13 protein-coding genes, 1 tRNA gene and 1 other RNA gene are annotated in these 17,985 nt (G+C 60.4%); 9 read left to right on the plus strand and 6 right to left on the minus strand.

All coding sequences use genetic code 11. The features are described 5' to 3' along the window. Window positions 1-565: 565 nt before the first annotated feature. From ISP19_RS16155 to ISP19_RS16180, 6 genes are all read left to right on the plus strand, one after another. Window positions 566-2,992, plus strand: coding sequence for a TonB-dependent receptor (locus tag ISP19_RS16155; protein ID WP_239556882.1), 2,427 nt, complete (start codon window positions 566-568; stop codon window positions 2,990-2,992). Window positions 2,993-3,195: 203 nt separating this feature from the next. Next, window positions 3,196-4,596 carry a nucleotide 5'-monophosphate nucleosidase PpnN gene (gene ppnN / locus ISP19_RS16160; protein WP_204683452.1) on the plus strand — a complete coding sequence of 467 codons (1,401 nt, stop codon included), beginning with the start codon at window positions 3,196-3,198 and terminating at the stop codon, window positions 4,594-4,596. A 70-nt stretch (window positions 4,597-4,666) separates the two neighbouring features. Beyond that, window positions 4,667-4,743 (plus strand) — tRNA-Asn (locus ISP19_RS16165). A 668-nt stretch (window positions 4,744-5,411) separates the two neighbouring features. Then, entirely contained in the window at window positions 5,412-7,358 is a 1,947-nt protein-coding gene (locus tag ISP19_RS16170; RefSeq protein ID WP_204683453.1) for a phage integrase family protein, read from the plus strand. A 633-nt stretch (window positions 7,359-7,991) separates the two neighbouring features. Continuing rightward, the gene (locus ISP19_RS16175; RefSeq protein WP_204683454.1) at window positions 7,992-8,264 is read left to right on the plus strand and encodes an XAC0095 family protein; all 273 of its coding nucleotides are present in this window, start codon (window positions 7,992-7,994) and stop codon (window positions 8,262-8,264) included. A 690-nt stretch (window positions 8,265-8,954) separates the two neighbouring features. Then, the gene (locus ISP19_RS16180) at window positions 8,955-11,819 is read left to right on the plus strand and encodes a TonB-dependent receptor domain-containing protein (protein WP_204683455.1); all 2,865 of its coding nucleotides are present in this window, start codon (window positions 8,955-8,957) and stop codon (window positions 11,817-11,819) included. Between the two features lie 123 nt (window positions 11,820-11,942). Here the strand turns inward: ISP19_RS16180 and rpiA are convergent, their stop codons facing one another. Next, a complete protein-coding gene (gene rpiA, locus ISP19_RS16185; RefSeq protein ID WP_204683456.1) occupies window positions 11,943-12,584 on the minus strand; it encodes a ribose-5-phosphate isomerase RpiA in 642 nt (213 codons plus the stop codon). 147 nt (window positions 12,585-12,731) lie between these two features. Between rpiA and ISP19_RS16190 the strand changes: the two genes are divergently transcribed. Continuing rightward, window positions 12,732-13,913: an ion channel gene (locus ISP19_RS16190; RefSeq protein ID WP_204683457.1), complete on the plus strand. Its 1,182-nt coding sequence runs from the start codon at window positions 12,732-12,734 to the stop codon at window positions 13,911-13,913. Between the two features lie 22 nt (window positions 13,914-13,935). Here ISP19_RS16190 and ISP19_RS16195 read toward each other — a convergent pair whose 3' ends face one another. The 5 genes from ISP19_RS16195 to ISP19_RS16215 form a co-directional block, all read right to left on the minus strand. Continuing rightward, window positions 13,936-14,388 carry an EVE domain-containing protein gene (locus ISP19_RS16195; RefSeq protein WP_204683458.1) on the minus strand — a complete coding sequence of 151 codons (453 nt, stop codon included), beginning with the start codon at window positions 14,386-14,388 and terminating at the stop codon, window positions 13,936-13,938. Next, window positions 14,385-15,002, minus strand: coding sequence for a 5-formyltetrahydrofolate cyclo-ligase (locus ISP19_RS16200; protein WP_204683459.1), 618 nt, complete (start codon window positions 15,000-15,002; stop codon window positions 14,385-14,387). Before ISP19_RS16200 ends, ISP19_RS16195 begins: the two co-directional genes overlap by 4 nt. Window positions 15,003-15,234: 232 nt before the next feature. Then, window positions 15,235-15,421, minus strand: a non-coding RNA gene (gene ssrS / locus ISP19_RS16205) — 6S RNA. 7 nt (window positions 15,422-15,428) lie between these two features. Continuing rightward, window positions 15,429-15,767 (minus strand): cell division protein ZapA, encoded by a 339-nt coding sequence (locus ISP19_RS16210; protein ID WP_204683460.1) that lies wholly within the window; start codon window positions 15,765-15,767, stop codon window positions 15,429-15,431. After that, window positions 15,760-15,984 (minus strand): TIGR02449 family protein, encoded by a 225-nt coding sequence (locus ISP19_RS16215; protein WP_204683461.1) that lies wholly within the window; start codon window positions 15,982-15,984, stop codon window positions 15,760-15,762. Before ISP19_RS16215 ends, ISP19_RS16210 begins: the two co-directional genes overlap by 8 nt. Window positions 15,985-16,085: 101 nt before the next feature. Between ISP19_RS16215 and ISP19_RS16220 the strand changes: the two genes are divergently transcribed. Beyond that, window positions 16,086-16,649, plus strand: a complete 564-nt coding sequence (locus ISP19_RS16220) for a UPF0149 family protein (protein WP_204683462.1) — start codon at window positions 16,086-16,088, stop codon at window positions 16,647-16,649. Then, the gene (locus ISP19_RS16225) at window positions 16,607-17,956 is read left to right on the plus strand and encodes an aminopeptidase P N-terminal domain-containing protein (protein ID WP_204683463.1); all 1,350 of its coding nucleotides are present in this window, start codon (window positions 16,607-16,609) and stop codon (window positions 17,954-17,956) included. The genes ISP19_RS16220 and ISP19_RS16225 overlap by 43 nt, the downstream gene beginning before the upstream one ends. The last annotated feature ends 29 nt before the right edge of the window (window positions 17,957-17,985 follow it).

Raw genomic sequence — 17,985 nt, forward strand, 5'->3', positions numbered from 1 at the left:
TATTTTTTTATCTTGCATCTTGCATCTTGCACAAGGCCGCCATCAGGCGGCCTTGTCGTATCTGCGTTCAACGTGTGCCACAAACACTCGAGATATGTCTTAGGACATAGATGTCTCGATTGAGATAAATCGGTAAAAAAATTGTAAGGCTTACATGTAATCGTACTAAGGTATCGCTAAGGATGCGTGACGGCTTCCCCTATCTGCTGTTCCCAACAGACAGCAGATAAAGCCAGCGAACCAGTCGGCTCACACGTCTTTCTCATCCAAGGTTATGCATTGGGATTGAGGGCCTTCCGCCTCGACCCACACAAAAATCGCAAGACCTGGGGATCCACCAAGAGGTCGCACACGACTCATGTTGCATGAGCCGCGGGGCGTTTTTGTGCCGATGAGTCAGTGCCTGTAGCAGCCCGTAAGGGCTGGCTGTAGCCGAGTGTCGCAAGAGCTGTTCAAGACGTCACGAAAAGCGATGCCGAAGAAATATCGCAACTAACAGATCCGGACTACGGGGCTCTTAATGAAACGAACGCATCTTTCCGCAGCGATCGCCATGGCATGTTGCATGTCTGTGGGCGTTGCCATGGCGCAGACCGCCAACAACGATCAGACCCAAGGCAGCCAGAGCGCTGCCGGCAGCCAGCAACGCGTCAATGCATCCAGCACCTCCAACACCACCACGTCCAACGCCACCGAGCGTGACGTGAAGCAGATGTCGGCAGTGACCGTGCAAGGCCAATCGCTGTCGCTCGGCGGTGGTTTGATGTCGGTGCAGACGGCGCCGAAAGCCGTGTCGACCATCACGCGTGATGCGATCGAAAAGGCTAGCCCCGGCAGCAACTTCACCCAGATGATCGGAACCATTCCCGGCGTGAACGCCGCGACGGATGACGTCACCGGTCTGGCCAACGGCCACTACAGCATGCGTGGCTACGATTCGTCGGACATCGGCATGACGGTGAACGGCGCGCCGATTACCGATACTGGCAGCTACTCCGTGTATGCCACTGAGTACGGCGATTCGGAGAACATGGGCGATATCACCGTGTTGCAGGGCATTCCGGATATCGACATGCCCGACTCCGGCGCCAGCGGCGGCCACATTGGCTGGGCGACCATCGATCCGTCGCACCAGGGCGGCGTGGATTTCACCCAGAGCATCGGCAGCAACGACTATCGCCGTACCTTCGTGCGCCTGAACACTGGCGATACCGGTCCGGTGCGTTCGTGGATCTCGTTCTCCGACAACACCGCCAACATGTGGCGCGGTGAGGGCGATTTGCGCGTCACCAAGGTGGACGGCAAGTCGGTGTGGACCATCGACGACAACAACTCCATCAGCGCCTCGCTGCAGTACAGCCGCCAGAGCAACGACGAATACGCAGCGGTGACCAAGCAGCAGGAAGAGCAGCTCGGCTACAACTGGAGCTACAACGACACCTGGATTCCGCTGAATAACCTCAAGGGCTCGGCGCTGAAGACCGCAGCGACCGATGACGAGAACTACTGGGCACTGCACACCAATCCGTACAAGAGCTACATGTTCAGCATGGACGGTGAGTTCAAGCTGGCCGATAGCACGCACCTGTCGGTGATTCCGTACTTCTGGTACGGCGACGGTGGTGGCGGCGGCGGTGGCGTGGCGCAGGAAAGCACCTCGCTGATCAACAAGTACCTGTATGCGAACGTCGATCTCAACGGCGACGGCCAGATCACCAACAGCACCAAGACCAACTTCTCCGGCGGCACGGTTTACGCGTATTCCTCCGCGTTGACGTATCGCCCGGGCGTGATCATCAAGGCCAATACCGATCTGGGCATGGACAACAGCCTGGAATACGGCTTCTGGTATGAGCGTTCGCGCAAGAGCCAGGCCGAAGACTATGGCCTGGTCAATCCGTTCACCGGTCAGCCGGATGACATCTGGTTGAACTCCTCGTACCTGCTTTATCCAGGCGGCCAGATCGAGCAGTACTACGACGAATACACCACCACGGAACTCAAGAAGGGCTTCGTCACCGACAACTGGACGCCGAACGACTACTGGACCTTCCAGGCAGGCCTGGCTTACCTGTATGCGACGCGTACCGGTTTCGCCTTCGACTATCCCAATTCCACCACGCAGACGTCCACCAACTTCAACAACAACTGGCATCGCATCCTGCCGGCGGTGGGCGTGAAGTACCAGCTTGACGAGCGCAACCAGTTCTACATCGGCAGCGGTAAAACCTTCCGCGTACCGAGCAATACCGCCATCCTGCTGGACTCGCTGGCCGGCGTGAACAACGGTGCGCCGGAAATGACCTGGAATACCGACCTGGGCTACCGCTACTACGGCGACACGATTTCGGGCAGCGCCGACGTCTATCACAGCAACTACTTCAACAAGCAGGAAGTGGGTTACACCGAGCAGGGTTCCGAGTTCTACACCACCATCCCGCACATGGACATGCGCGGCTTCAACGGCGAGCTGAGCTGGAAGCTGGCACAGAATTGGACCGTGTACTCCTCCTACACCTATACGGAAGCCACGATCCGCGGCAACCTCGACGGCGGCCTCGGCAATGCCTACGACGGCGGCAACGGCATCTATCCGACCAATGGCAAGACCATGCCGGATACCGCGCGCAACATCGGCAACCTGAGCCTGGGTTACGACGACTCGCGTATTTGGGCCACGCTGAATGGCCGCGTGACCAGCTCGCTGTACGGTGACTACGCGAACACCGAAAGCGTCGGCGGCTTCACCACCTTCAATTTCAGCGCCGGTTACCGCTTTGGCGACTGGGGCTGGATGAAGAAGCCGTACATCAAGCTCAACGTCACCAACCTGACCGATCACGAAGCCTACTCGTACGTGTACTCGGCGACGCTGCTGTCCAAGTCGACCGATGCGACGGCCTTGGCCAAGTATCTGTACGCGTCCGCACCGGAATACGGTCTGTTGGAGCCGCGTGCCTTCGTGCTCACGTTCGGTACCTCGTTCCAGTAAGCAATGACCTGCGCGGTACCGCTTCGGCGGTACCGCCCGGTTCACGCCATGAAAAGCCCCGCGGCATGCTGCGGGGCTTTTTTTATGCGGGGCGGATTCGTGGCCCGGATTGACCGCATCGCCCCGGAAGCGGGATGCTAGACGGCCGCACGCGCGGCGCAGGCGTATCTGCGCCGCGTTGAAGTGGCTGGAGAATGATGGAAATGAATGACACGCAGATCGACAAGTCCGGCAAGCCCGCCACGGTAAGCGCCCGTATCTCGCCGGCCGGCGGCCTGGATATCCTTTCCCGCAACGAAGTGGCGCGCCTGCGCGACGCCAGCGGCTCGGGCCTGCACGGACTGTTGCGGCGCTGCGCGCTGGCGACGCTGACATCCGGCGATATCAGCGACGATCCGCGCGGCATGTTCGAGCAGTATCCGGATTTCGACATCCAGGTGCTGCAACAGGATCGCGGCATCAAGATCGAGCTGTCGCATGCACCCGCCAAGGCATTCGTCGACGGTCACATCATCCGCGGCGTCAACGAACTGCTGGTCGCGGTGGTGCGCGATATCGTCTACGTATCGACGCAGCTGGAGCAGGGCACCTTCGATCTGGATGATTCCTCAGGCATTACCCATGCCGTGTTCGAGATCCTGCGCAACGCGCGCATTCTCAAACCGCAGATCGATCCCAATCTTGCGGTGTGCTGGGGCGGCCACTCGATCTCGCGCGATGAATACGAATACACCAAGCTGGTCGGCTATCAGCTTGGCCTGCGCGGTCTGGATATCTGCACTGGTTGCGGTCCCGGCGCGATGAAAGGCCCGATGAAGGGCGCCACCATTGCGCACGCCAAGCAGCGCCGCCGCAATAACCGTTATATCGGCATTACCGAGCCGGGCATCATCGCCGCCGAGTCGCCCAATCCGATCGTCAACCAGCTGGTGATCATGCCGGACATCGAGAAGCGCCTCGAAGCCTTCGTGCGCATGGGGCACGGCATCATCGTGTTCCCGGGCGGCGTCGGTACGGCAGAAGAAATTCTCTATCTGCTAGGCATTCTGCTGCATCCGGACAATGCCGGCATTCCGTTCCCGCTGATCTTCACCGGGCCCAAGCAATCGGCCGCCTATTTCGAGCAGATCGACAAGTTCCTGAAATTGACGCTGGGCGAGGATGTTGCGCAGCACTACAAGATCATCGTCGACGATCCGATCGCCGTATCGCATGCGATGGTGCGTGGCATCGACAAGGTGCGCAATCATCGCCTGGACAACAAGGATGCGTTTTTCTTCAATTGGTCCCTGAACATTCCGCGGGCGTTCCAGCAACCCTTCATGCCCACGCACGAGGCGATGCGCGGACTGGCGATCCATCGCAATCGCCCGCGTCACGAGTTGGCGGCCGACCTGCGCCGCGCCTTCTCCGGCATCGTGGCCGGCAACGTGAAGGACGAAGGCGTGCGCGCGATCGAAAAGCACGGCCCGTTCGAAATCGATGGCGAAGCCGAGGTCATGCGCGCGCTGGACCACCTGCTGCAGGCCTTCGTGGCGCAGCACCGCATGAAGCTGCCCGGCGGCTCCGCCTACGTACCGTGCTACCGTGTGCTGACGCGTTGAAAGCTAGCGAGAGATTAAGGCCCGTGGCTTGACAGCCATGGGCCCGATTCCCCAAACTATGCAGCTCCCCGCCCGAATAGCTCAGCCGGTTAGAGCACTTGACTGTTAATCAGGGGGTCGTTGGTTCGAGTCCAACTTCGGGCGCCAAATATCAAGGGCTGCGAGCGATCGCGGCCCTTTTTGTTTGTCCCTTCCGTGATGGGCCTGAGCTGCCCTGACTCGGCGGGCAGCCATCCTGCCTGTGCAACTACCGGGCGTGTGAAAAGCTGGCGTCATGCTTGGGCGCCGCCCACCTGTGAGTTTGCCGATACAAAACGCGGCAACTTTTCCGTCAACACGAATCCGCATTCCCTGACACAACATCGTTCCTGCTTATGGGATCGTGTGTATATCGAGTGTGCTCATCCCGCTCGATAACAACGACACGTCCGACATGCCGTGGAGTCAATGGAAAACGTACGGACAAATCCGTGCGGTTCCGGAATCTTGGCGTGACGGCCTCTTGAGAGATATCGATCGGGCGCGCGGTGACGCCACTGCTAAATCCGTGGTCAACCTCCGAACGGTCAGGCTGTCTAGTTAGCGAATGGAACATTGGAAATTTCGTATCAACGCATGCACGCCACAACCGGTCACGCGAGAGGGGCCTCGATTCCAAAGAGGCTACGTCAGGCTGACTTGACGTTCACACCCTGCTGAACGCTTTCGCTGAGAAACCCGGCTGGAGTCTCTGAAGATGGGCGAAGTCGGCTTACGACCGGTGTCGTCGACATCTGACTCACTAATCATCAATGACATTTTGGAGCACTACATCCATGGAACGGAAAATCAGCTTGTCCCACATGGCCTTTTATCGTGGTTGGCTCAACGGTTTATCGTTGCGAGAGGTGGCCGACCTGTACCTGGAAACCGGCCTGGACCTGTCCCGGGCACGCAGCACCCTGCTGTGGATCCAGGACACCTTGTGCCAGGCGGTATTGCGGCACGGGCGCCACGGTGAAGCCCATTTGCTGCGCCTGCGGCTATTCGATCGGCGTGGCGGTGCCTACACCTCGGGGGCGGTGCCGACTATCGAAGACTTCCGCGCGCAGCTCGATCCGGGCGAGTTGTGGTCCGATGACGAACTCCAAGTTCGATATCGAAAGGCGTACCCGCACGCGCTTGAACGGAGGTGGCTGCGCCGTGCGGCCCTGCTGGCCCGGCAAGCTGCCACGCTGACATGGTTGGAGCAATGGCTGGTTACAGCCCCGACGCTGGCCGATCCGCTCGCCGCCTGGCTGGATGCGAGTCTGGTGGCCTATTTGGCCAAGGCTCGCTTGACCACGGTGGGTGATCTGAAGGCCCTTATGGTCAATCGGGGGTATCACTGGTATGCGGCTGTGCCGGCGCTGGGCAGGGTCAAGGCCGCGCGCCTGGTGCAATGGGTCCAAGGCTTCGCCGGGAGTTGGGGCTCCCTGCCTGCGACGGTGCTCAATCCACCTCGCGCGATACCGGCCGGCGCTGCGCAACGCTTGTTGGCTCTGGTGGCCGGTTCGACTGGAGCCCTCACGATCGCCCCGCTGGAAGTGTTCGTGGTTCCGCGGCGGGTACCCGATCCGTCCGGCGTGACACCGCTCATTGACGCGACCGATGATCGAGGGGCGGTAACGGCCTGGCTGTATGCGCGCGCCGGGAGCACGCAGGCCCATCGGGCCTACCGTAAGGAAGCCGAGCGTCTGCTGCTGTGGGCGCACCTTGAGTGTGGGCGCGGCTTCGGCCAGCTCACCGAGGAGGATGCCGCCGCGTACCGAGACTTCTTGCTGGGCCTCGGACGGACGAGGACCGCCGCATGGCCCTTCAGGATCAGCCAATCCGATTGGTGCGCGCCACGTCATACCTCTCGGCAACATGCCCGGTGGCGGCCCTTTGATGGGCCGATGACGCCCCAGTCAGTGGTGTACGCGCTCAGTGTGGTGCGCATCCTGTTTGCGTGGCTGGCGGCCGTTGCCTACGTGCCGCGCGACCCGTGGGCAACTTTGGCGGCGCCCACCGCGCAGTTCGGGCCCTCACCGTACAGCAAGCACGCCCGCATGGTTTCAGTGGCCGCGTGGGAAGGCTTGCAAGCGGGCGTCGCAGGCATGTCCTCGCCGGGCAGGGAACGCGCGGAAGCCATGCTATGGCTCGCAGTGGTGACGGGGCTGGGCCAGGTCGACTTGGCCACGGCGACCACTGACCGCTTGTATACGGTGCAGGACCAGGACGGTGGCACCCGCTGGATGTTGAAAGTACCGGGTAGGAAGGCGGTGTCGCTGCCGGACGGGGTCATGCAGCGCCTTACCGCCTGGTGGGAGTCGGCGGGGCTCGCTACTGATCCCGCTGTTCTGCCTTCGGGCTTTCCGTTGATCGGGCGACTCGATTCCCGGCAGCGACATATACCGCTGACCCCGACCGGGGTGTCGCTGTTGATGAAAAGGCTATTTACCATCGGCCGGGCCGCCTGCCGGCGCGCCGGGGACTTCGATGGGGCTGGGCTGTTGGCCAAGGCCAGCGTCCACTGGGTGCGGCGTACCACTGGCGGTGTGTCGGCCGAAGCCAGCGCTCTGCTGTTTCAGATTCAACAGTTGTTGGGCCTTAGCATCGCTACGACACCTAACGATGCGGCGCCCTGGCAGAATTTTCCTGGCGAAGACTCAGCTGTGGAAAACATCGCACAGCAGAAGCGTGCGTGGGAACGCTGCTTTCCCTCCGCTCCTTTTCGCGTGGAGGAGCGAGAAGAGGAATGAGGTGAGGAGACAATCTTGCGATGAATGTCCAAAGAAACGCTATACGCTTTTCTTCCTCTCCCCTCCGGGGAGAGGACTGAGGTGAGGGGCCAACCTCGCGACGAGCTTGCAAAGAAACATCGAGCAAGCTCTGAATTTCCCCGCAAGCGCAGCCCCTCACCCCAACCCTCTCCCCGGAGGGGAGAGGGAGCTATCACGGCAAGGCGGGAGAGCGACGCAAACGCGACGAAATTTCCATCGCCACAAATTCGCCTCTTCTTGAACAACATCGATCTTGCTTATGCAATCGTATGCGTGTCGGGCGTGCCCATCCGAGCGATGACCACGACACGCCCGACACTAGAGAAGTAGCGCGGATCGCCTGGGGTAGTGACCCAAACGATCCGCTGGCCATAACAAACTAGATGAGAGTTCACCATGGTTATCCCCGATTTTACGGCACGCACGCTAACCCGTGCCCCCGCCTTGCCGACATTTGCGCTACTTCACCGCCGCTCAGACTGCGCGGCGTCGGGCCCAAGTGGGTAATCGTCCCAGCGGAAGTTGGCCATTCCGCTGAAACGAGCAGGTTTTTCCTGCAGTCCCTTCGCCCGCGCGCAATGCGCGGGCGACCTAAACCCGTGGAGCATACCGATGCAAGGCACCTACGATGACCCGACCGGGTCGCGACACTATCTGCTGTCCGCCGAAGAGTACGACGAACTGAAAAACCTCCAGCAACTGCTGTTGATCATGGCGAACGTCGCCTGCAACGAAGAGCAGCACCCCGACGAAGACGAGGCCATGACCATTCCTCGCTGGGAAATGAAACTCACCTTTCAACTGATCAGCAAACTGATTGGCGAGGCCCTGGAGCATTTGGAGCAACGGAATCACATCGATCATCGAAGACCGACGTTGCAGTGATCAAGCGAAAGCTTGCCTTCGCCAGCATGATCGGGTGATGGACCTCATCCGCGAAACGATGTGCCCGAAGTGAGTTGAACGAATCGGGCATTTCCCGTTGTCCGGCGCAACGCGCCGAATAAACCACCCGCTTCAGCCCAAGGCGCACATGGCCGATGTGCGGGCGGTGGGGTATGCCCGCACATCTACCCGTACCGAGCGCAAAAAGATACGAAGGTAGGGATTTTCAATGCGCCCCCGTTATTACAGTTCGGAGTAACAGCTGACAGGTCGGAATGGCGAAGCCGACTCCGCCTGTCAGCGGGTTGCGAGCGAGTGGAGGGGAGATCCACTGGCTGTCTGACGTCCAGGTGTCTTTGCCGGGATAGCAGCACCGCTCAGCGGCTTGTTCTGCCAGAAATCCATGATCAGGGGGGATAGCCAAGGCGGTCGTGAACTATTTCGTTGCGCGGAAAAGTGAGTCGCTTGGCTCACGCGAAAAAAGAAGCATGAAATGTTCAGCGAGCTACGCCGCAAGTCATCGGTACGTGTTGTAACGCGAACGCGATTCGCGGTTTTTTTGAGGGAGCCGTCGCTCGGCTTGTCGCTTTAAACGAACGGCATGAGCGGCGCGTGTGACGAGGGTTGCGCCTATTCGGTTGCCCGCGGAACAAGAAAATCAATCACAGAATCGGGCTGAGGGAGCCTTTCATGTTGAAAACACCCATTGCCGCGGCCGTTCTGGCTGCGCTGTCGCTTGGCTTTGTCGCAAACGTATATGCCGACACCACGCCAGTTAACACCACGTCGGTTACCAGCCAGTCCTCGTCGCAGGACACCACGCAGTCGACCGGGCCGGATTCGTCCAGCACCAGCTCGACGGATCAGCAGGTCAAGAAACTTGACCAGGTCGTGGTCAGCGGTTCGCTGATCAATAACGCGCAGATCCAGACGGCAACGCCGACGTACACGATCACGGCTGACGAGATCAAGGCGCGCGGCTTCAACAGCGTTACCGAGGTGCTGCAGAACGCCGTGCAGGCTACCGGTTCCGTGCAAGGCCCTCAGCAGAGTGGTGGCTTTACGCAGGGTGCACAGACGGTCAGCCTGTATGGCCTCAGCCCGGAATTCACGCTGCTGCTGATCGATGGCAAGCCGATCACCAACTTCGGCCAGCTGTATAACGGCCAAAGCAATTTCAACAACATCTCGAATATTCCGATCTCGCTGATCGATCACATCGACGTGATGCCGGGTGGCGGTTCGTCGATCTACGGTTCGAGCGCGATTGCAGGCGTGGTCAATATCGTCACCAAGCAGCATATGGACGGCGGTGAGATCACCGTGCGCACCGGCACCTATGACGGCGGTGGCGGCGCCAATCAGCGCATCACCGCTGGTTACGGCCATGACTTCGGCAAGCTCAATGTGCTGACCGCGTTCGAGTTTGATAACTCCTCGCCGCTGTGGGGCTATCAGCGCCACCTGACCGATGGTTCCCTAGGCGACCCGGCGGGAGCCACGCCGGAGTTGGTCACCGGCGTACTGAATTACGGTAACGTCAATACCTTCAATGGCGTGCAGCAGGGCTGGATTACTCCTCCGGCCAATTGCGGCGGCAGCAGTGGTCTATTCGGTGGTTCGACCGTCCTGACCAATGCCGGTCCGAACGCCGCCCCGGGGCAGTATTGCGGTTCGACCAAGGTGAACGGCTATACGACGCTCATCAACCAGTCCCGCAGCTACGACGGCATGCTAAAGCTGCGCTATGACGTCAATGACAACGTGCGTTTGTACAGCGACATCCTGCTCGATTGGCAGCAGCAGAAGTACACCCAGGGCGCGCAGTACATTTTCTGGGAGCCGCTTAATCAGGGTATTTACGTCCAGGATCAATACGGCAACATCGTTACGCCCGTTCACATCTTTGCGCCGGAAGAAATGCCCGGAGGCTATCCTGACCAGCTGAACAACCAGGACGACCTGATGTATCAGGCGGACATTGGCGCGAACGGCCAGTTCGGCAATTCGGGTTGGGATTGGGATGTCTACTACCTGCGCTCCGGCGATCGCACGACGACCAGCGACCCTGTGCGCATGGCGGCGGCCGTCGATAATTATTTCCTTACCCATGTCATGACGCCGACCGGCCAGACCAATGCCTACGGCATGGGTATCTACAACATCAACTACAACGCCCTCTATCAGCCGATCTCACCGGCAGCGTTCGCCAGCTTCAACCAGGATATCGCCGGTTTCTCCAATACCTGGGTGAACGATACGCGCGCCACGATCAGCAACAGCAGCTTGTTCAGCCTGCCGGGTGGCGACGCCGGTATCGCGGCTTTGATCGAGGGCGGTAACGAGGCATGGTTTGACCCGGTCAATCCGCTGATCGCGAACGGTGATGTATGGGGCCTGACGGCAGGATCCGGCGGTGGTACTCGCCAGCATGGTGCGTCGGCCTTCGAATTTAACGCGCCGATCTTGAAGGAGCTCACCCTCGACCTTTCCGGTCGTTATGACTACTACAAGACCGATGGCGGTACCAACAACAAGTTCACCTACAAGATTGGTCTGGAATATCGTCCGTTCGATACCTGGCTGCTGCGCGGCAATTACTCGACCGCGTTCCGTGCGCCGGACATGTCCGCGCTGTTCCTTGGGCCGAGCGGATTCTTTGAGACCCTGCCCGATCCGTATCAGTGCGCCCTGGCACACGCCACCAACTGCGGTGCGCAGCAGTTCCAGTACCAGTTCACGGGTAACTTGCTGTCCAATCCGAAGTTGCAGCCGACCACGGCCTCGAGCTGGACGGCGGGTACGGTATGGTCTCCGATCAATAACCTGAGCCTGAGCGTGGACTACCTGCACATCGACATCACCAATGAGGTGGTGCAGCAGGATATTCCCACCTTGCTGGCGCTCGATTCGCAATGCTTGCTCGGCCAACTGCCGACCAATTCGCTCGAGTGCCAACAGGCCATATCGCAGGTGCAGCGTAATGGCGCCGGCATTATCACGAACGTCAACACGTACTTTGTAAACCTTGCCGCCGAAAAGACCGACTCGATCACCGCTGAAGCGAAATACACGTTCCCGAACACGTATGTCGGTCAGTTCAGCGTACAGGTCGACTATAACGACATGCTCAAGCATTCGTACCAGTTGACACCGGGCTCGGCGCCAATCAACGACTTGACCAATTCGTTCTATAGCTCGGAGTTCAAGGACATCGCCACGACGTCGGTGAGCTGGAACCTGCACAACAAGTGGAGCAGCACGCTGTATTGGCACCGCGACAGCCCATCGCCGAACTACATTGGCATGTACCAGGGCATCAATGCGCCGGGTGCGGGCCGGGTGGGGATTTGGAGCACCTTCAATTACAGCCTGACCTATACGCCGGTGCCCAATCTGGATCTGTCGTTGCTGATCAATAACCTGTTCAACAAGATGCCGCCGAGCGATCCGACTTACACTGCGTATCCGTATTACAACCCGCAGAACTACAACGTGTATGGACGCGAATACATGCTGCAGGCCAGCTTCCGTTTTGGAGGCAAAACGAACTGATATTCCGGCCGTGCAGTCGGCAATACGAAACCGGGCCCTAGCGGGCCCGGTTTTTTTTATGGATTCAGCGATGAAGCGACAGGTTGCCGGATGTCAGCCACCGCGCGCGATGACCCAGGTGACTTACATCACCTTGTCGCCGATCAACACCACATCGGCCGGCCGCCGTGCGAACAAGCCCACCGTGACGATGCCGGGAATCTGATTGAGGTCGTTCTCCAACGCGACCGGATCGGCGATCTGCCAGCCGTGCACGTCGATGATCCAGTTGCCGTTGTCGGTGACCACGCCGTCGCGCCAGACCGGATTGCCGCCGCGCCGGACGATTTCGCGACCGACGAGGCTGCGTGCCATCGGGATCACTTCGATCGGCAGCGGAAATTTGCCCAGCAGGTCGACGCGCTTGCTGGAATCAATGATGCAGACAAACTTCTGCGCGGCCTCCGCGATGATCTTTTCGCGGGTCAGCGCGGCGCCGCCGCCCTTGATCAGGCGCTTGTGCGGATCGCACTCGTCCGCGCCGTCGACGTACAGCGCCAGCGGGCCCATGGCGTTGAGATCAAAGACCGGGATGCCGTGCTTTTTCAGCTGCGCGGTGGATTGTTCGGAACTGGACACCGCGCCTTGGATGCGGTCTTTGATGCCGGCCAGTGCATCGATAAAGAACGCCACGGTGGAGCCGGTCCCCACGCCGACGATGGCGCCGTCTTCCACATACTTGATGGCGGCCTCGCCCGCTATGCGCTTTTCTTCACTGTTGCTCATGGCATCACCTGGGAAATCCAAAAGACGAATGATCGTTGATTTGGCGTCTCGCCGCACCTTCAACCGGTTTGGCAGTCTCGCGAGGACTTGCTAGGGTGGCGCCATCTGCCGGCCCTGGAGCCGTACAGCGGACGATACGGAGACGGTATGGCTTCCGATCCCCTGCAACAACGCTGGCGCCTGTTTCTGCAGTGGTGGGCGGGTGTCCTGCGCAAACACGGCTGGTTTCCGCATGTGCCGTTGGCGGTCTTTCTGGCCGCTGGCGCACTCAAGCTGCTGCATGCCGATGTGGGCCAGGATTGGCAGCGCCATCTGGCCCTGCTGGCGGAGGGGCAGTTCGACCAGCATCCGGCGCTGCTGCCGCCCTTGTTGATCGGGTTGGGGCAGTTGACCATGTCGGTGGGTTTGCTGATGCGCTCGCGCCTGGCCTGGACCATGGCCTTGCTGCTGGTCATCGCGGCCTTGGCCAGCCTGGCGTTCGGCATGCACCGGAGTGTGCCGATGCTGGTCTATTTCGCGCTGCTGTTGCTGGCCTTGCTGGCCAGCTGGCGAAGCTTCGACCATTCCAGCCTGGCGGCCAGCACGCTGTATGCCTTTACCGCGATAGCGATGCTGGTGATGTACGCCACCCTGGGCAGCTACTACCTCGGTGCGCAATTCTCCCCGCCGATCAAGGATCTGATCACTGCCTTGTATTACGCGATGATCACCATGACCACGGTGGGTTATGGCGACATCGTCCCGCGCACGCCCGAGTCGCGCCTGTTTGCCGTATCGGTGGTGGTGCTGGGCGTGGCGGTATTCGCCACTTCGCTGACCGCCGTGGTCTCACCCATGATCAAGCGCAGCCTGCAGCGCATCGTCAATCAGAAGGGCTACACCATGAAGCGCAAGGATCATTACGTCGTCATCGGCAATACCTCGTTGGCCGTCAACACGTGGCGTGAACTCGCCAAGCGCGGGCAGGCGGTGACGCGGCTGCTGCGCGATGCACCCGAAGAGGGCGAGCTGGCGGATGTCGATATCGTGGTGGGCGACTCCAGCAATGTTGATGTATTGCGGCAGGCCGGCGCGCATCAGGCCAAGGCGGTGCTGGCCATGCGCGATGACGATGCGGAAAACGCGTTTGCGGTGCTGGCCGTGAAGGAACTTGGCGGCACGGCGCGCACGGTGGCCGCCGTGAATGATGCGCGGCATCTGAGCCGCATCAAGCTGGTTCAGCCGGACGTGATCGTGGCGCCGCAGGTACTGGGCGGCGAGCTGACGGCCATGTTGCTGACCGGCGAAAAGGTGACGGCGGATTTTGTGCTGGAGCGGGTGTTTCAGTAGGCGTCGGCGGCTCGGAAGGGGCTTACTCAAGCCCCACGATGTACTTCCATTCCGCCGCGTCCACCGGCATCACCGACAGGCGGTTACCCTTGCGCAGCAGGGCCATGCCTTCCAGTTTCGGATGATTTTTCAGCTCGTCGAGCGTGATGGTGCGCTTGAGCTTGCGCACGAACTTCACGTCCACCAGCATCCAGCGCGGGTTGTCGCGCGAACTGCCGGGATCGAAATATTTGCTCTTTGGATCGAATTGGCTGGGATCGGGATAGGCGTCGCTGGCTACTTCGGCAAGGCCCGCAATGCCCGGTTCGGCGCAATTGGAGTGATAGAAGAACACGCCATCGCCGATCCGCATGCCGTCGCGCATGAAGTTACGCGCCTGGTAGTTGCGCACGCCATCCCAGGCCTCGCGCTTTTTGTGTTTCAGATCATCGATCGAAAACGCGTCGGGCTCGGATTTCATCAACCAATAATTCATGCGCTGGCATCTCCCGTGGTGCTGGCCCGGCAGTCGATCAGTTCGTGGTCGGTGGCGATGAAATCCAGCGTCACATCCCAGCTTTCCGGTGCGATCTCCGGTATTTCCTGAAAATCGTAGGCGATGCCTACCAGCAGCGGCTCGGTGGGGCGCAGCTGGTCTTTGAGAAAGCTGAAGCTGCGGTCGTAATAACCGCCGCCGTAGCCGATCCGGTTGCCGCGACGGTCGAAGCCGAGCAGGGGCACCAGCACCAGGTCCAGTTGGAAAGGGGCGAACCACTCGTGCGGCGTTACCGGTTCAGGAATGCCGAACCGATTGGGCTGTACCTCGTCCCCGGCCGCCCAGGGCGCGAAACGCAGCAGGTTGTCCTGGCCGATCAGCGGCAGCAGGAATTGCTGGCCCCGGGTCGCCAGGGGCGGAATCACCAGGTTGAGCGGCAGTTCGCCGTCGCAGGCCCAGTAGCCGGCCACGCGGTGATCCGTATGGTATTCGGGAAGGTGTTCCAGGCTGCGCCGCAGGCCCTGAGCGGCAACCATGCGCTGGGGCGGGGTCAGTGCGCGGCGGCGCTCGGCGAGTCGCTGGCGCAGTTCACGGCGTCGTGCGGCGGTATCCACGTCGCGCGTCTCCTAGGAGTGTTCTGATCGATGCTGCGCAGGCGTCACCGGCGCTGTCCGTTTGCAGGCCCCAGGGCCAGCGGCGCACGCGGGGAGGGCATAGCAAGCCTTCTGGACATCATGGCACCTGGGCTGAACCGGTCAGAGTATCCACTAACTACGCCCACGGATTCCCGGTTGGCGATCCGCTCCCCGGAAGCCGTGGTACGGCTTCCGGGCTGGGAATGAGGTGGCGTGAACCGCGATGCCGCTGCCCACCAAACGACCTTGATCCGAGTGGGATCAGGTGGGAGGGAGATCAAGGCTTCGAGGCTTTCCGCTCGCGGCGGACATGCACAACAGCCTTAAGTAACCGTCCCGGGGCCGTATATAGGAACAAGGCAAATGTAAGAGTGTGCTGGCGCACACCGCAGAAAACGCCGTTGACTATTTTAGTTGCGCGTCGAGTGCGGCTTCAAGCTTGCGACGTAAAGTCGCCAAACCTTCAGCGATGCCAGGTTCAGACATGTTGTTGTCGGAACTGACCGCAGGACGCTTCTGCAATTGCAAATACTCGTGCGTGATGCTGATGGCGGCGAGCACGGCCAAGCGATCAAAACCCGGCGTCTTCGCATGTGCGCGCAATTCACGCATCTTGCGATCGAGAAAGCTTGCCGCTTCCAGCAAGCCTTCGCGCTCTTCCGGCGGACATGCAATCAAGAATTCGCGATCGATCAGCCGCAGTGCAACCGGTTCGTTGGTGGTCGTACTGATGACGTCAGCCATTGTTCTCGAGCGCCTTGAGTCGTTGGATCATGGCCTCAACCCGGCTACGCGCCTGTTCGTTGCGAGCCAACAAGCCGGCGCGTTCATTGGCCAATTGTTCCTGGCTATGGCGCAGGCTGCGATTTTCTTCGGTCAACCGATGCACATGCTCAAGCAGCCGATCAAGCTGCTGGCTTAGGGCGGCAAGCTCGTACTGGGCGGTGTCGGGTGTTTTCATGGCCCGAACTATATCAGGACGCCGACAGAAATCTGCGGCCCGGAACGCCTGGCTGTGCCAGTGGATTAAACTTGTGCTTTGACCGTTGAAGGAGTTCCGCGATGACCGCCCCCGACCTGATCGGTCATGACGAGTTGGACGATGTCATCGCGCACCTGCGCCTGGCTCTCAGCCCTAGTGAGTTTCACGGTTCCCTATGCGGCTTCCTGGCCGGGAACGGCCGGTTGGGACGTCGGCCGTTGCTGGAAGTGCTGCAGTTGGATGCAGGCGGTGTCAAGGTTGCCCCGGTCGATCAGGCCGTTCTGGATCAGTTGGTACGCCAGAGCCAAGCCGAACTGGAGGATTCCGAACTGGGTTTTGAACCATTGCTACCGGCCGATGATCGCCCCTTGCCAGAACGTGCCGATGCGTTGGTCGACTGGTGCCGCGGTTTCCTGGGCGGTTTCGGTCTTGGCGGTCCCGATATGCTTGAGCGGCTTTCGAACGAGGGCAAGGAAGTCCTGCGCGATCTTGGCGCCATCGCCTCGGCGTCGCTTGATTTTGGCAATGAAGACGAAGACGAGGATGCCCTGATCGAGGTCCATGAGTTCGTCCGCATGGCCGCCATGTTGTTGTTTACCGAATGCCGCATTCCCAACCAGCCTTCCAGCGACACCTTGCATTGAATATTGCCCTGGATGAATTCGCGCGCAGGCGCCGTCAGCTTATGAAAATGGCTGGCGAAGACGCGGTGGTGCTGATCGCCACCGCGCCCGAACGCATGCGTAATGCCGACGCGGCCTGGCCTTATCGCCAGGATTCGGATTTCCATTACCTCAGCGGCTTTCCCGAGCCTGACGCTGTATTGGCGCTGCTGCCCGGGCGGCAGCATGGCGAAGTCGTGCTGTTTTGCCGCGAACGCGATCCTGAGCACGAACGCTGGCACGGCCCATCGATTGGCACGGAGCGTGCGGTTGCCGATTACGGCATGGACGATGCCTTTCCCATCGACGATATCGACGACATCCTGCCCGGCATGATTGAAGGCAGGGGGCGTGTCTACTGTCATTTTGGGCGCGAGCCGCAATTCGATGCGCAGTTGCTGGGATGGATGCGCCGCTTGCGCCAATTGCGTGGTGGTGGCGTGGTCCCGAAGGAATTCGTGGCGTTGGGTCATCTGCTGCACGATTTGCGCTTGTACAAATCACGCGGCGAACTGAAGGTGATGCGGGCCTCCGCGGCGATTGCCGCCGAAGCGCATGTGGCGGCGATGACGCTGGCGCGGGCAGGGCGTCATGAATACGAGGTCGAAGCCGAGGTTTTGCGCATCATGCGCAGTCGCGGTGCGGTCGCGGCCTTTCCGCCGATTGTCGCGGGCGGCGTGAATGCTTGCACTATGCATTACGTCGCCAATCGTGCGCCGTTGAAGAGTGGCGATCTGTTGCTGATCGACGCGGGCGCCGAGCTGGAATGCTATGCATCCGATATCAGTCGCACATTTCCGATCAATGGCCGTTTCAGTCGCGAACAACGCGCGCTGTACGAAGTAGTGCTTACCGCACAGCAGGCGGCCATTGATGAGGTGCAGCCGGGGCGTTCCTACAGCGCCGCGCACGATGTCGCCATCCATGTGATTACCGAAGGCCTGTGCGCGCTCGGTCTGCTCAAGGGTGATCCCGCCGAGGTGATTGCTCAAGGCAGCTATAAACGTTTCTACCCGGCCAAGACCAGCCATTGGCTTGGCCTGGATGTGCATGACGTGGGTGATTATCGCGTCGATGGCGAGTCACGCGTGCTCGAGCCCGGGATGGTGCTTACGGTGGAGCCCGGTATCTATATTCCGCCGGATGATATGTCGGTCCCCGAAGCATGGCGCGGCATCGGTATCCGCATCGAAGACGATGTGGCGGTGACGCGTGATGGTCATGAGGTGCTTACGGCTGGTGTGCCCAAGGAGCCGGAAGCGCTTGAGGCGTTGTTGGCGGCGCGATAGCGGCCGGGTCCGATGAGCATCGGGATACC

The sequence above is a fragment of the Dyella flava genome, assembly GCF_016904955.1.
GTDB lineage: Bacteria > Pseudomonadota > Gammaproteobacteria > Xanthomonadales > Rhodanobacteraceae > Dyella_B > Dyella_B flava.

Coding starts and splice junctions, on each gene's coding strand:
- ISP19_RS16155 (WP_239556882.1), top strand. CDS start 566: ATGTCTGTGGGCGTTGCCATGGCGCAGACCGCCAACAACGATCAGACC.
- ppnN (WP_204683452.1), top strand. CDS start 3,196: ATGAATGACACGCAGATCGACAAGTCCGGCAAGCCCGCCACGGTAAGC.
- ISP19_RS16170 (WP_204683453.1), top strand. CDS start 5,412: ATGGAACGGAAAATCAGCTTGTCCCACATGGCCTTTTATCGTGGTTGG.
- ISP19_RS16175 (WP_204683454.1), top strand. CDS start 7,992: ATGCAAGGCACCTACGATGACCCGACCGGGTCGCGACACTATCTGCTG.
- ISP19_RS16180 (WP_204683455.1), top strand. CDS start 8,955: ATGTTGAAAACACCCATTGCCGCGGCCGTTCTGGCTGCGCTGTCGCTT.
- rpiA (WP_204683456.1), bottom strand. CDS start 12,584: ATGAGCAACAGTGAAGAAAAGCGCATAGCGGGCGAGGCCGCCATCAAG.
- ISP19_RS16190 (WP_204683457.1), top strand. CDS start 12,732: ATGGCTTCCGATCCCCTGCAACAACGCTGGCGCCTGTTTCTGCAGTGG.
- ISP19_RS16195 (WP_204683458.1), bottom strand. CDS start 14,388: ATGAATTATTGGTTGATGAAATCCGAGCCCGACGCGTTTTCGATCGAT.
- ISP19_RS16210 (WP_204683460.1), bottom strand. CDS start 15,767: ATGGCTGACGTCATCAGTACGACCACCAACGAACCGGTTGCACTGCGG.
- ISP19_RS16215 (WP_204683461.1), bottom strand. CDS start 15,984: ATGAAAACACCCGACACCGCCCAGTACGAGCTTGCCGCCCTAAGCCAG.
- ISP19_RS16220 (WP_204683462.1), top strand. CDS start 16,086: ATGACCGCCCCCGACCTGATCGGTCATGACGAGTTGGACGATGTCATC.
- ISP19_RS16225 (WP_204683463.1), top strand. CDS start 16,607: ATGCCGCATTCCCAACCAGCCTTCCAGCGACACCTTGCATTGAATATT.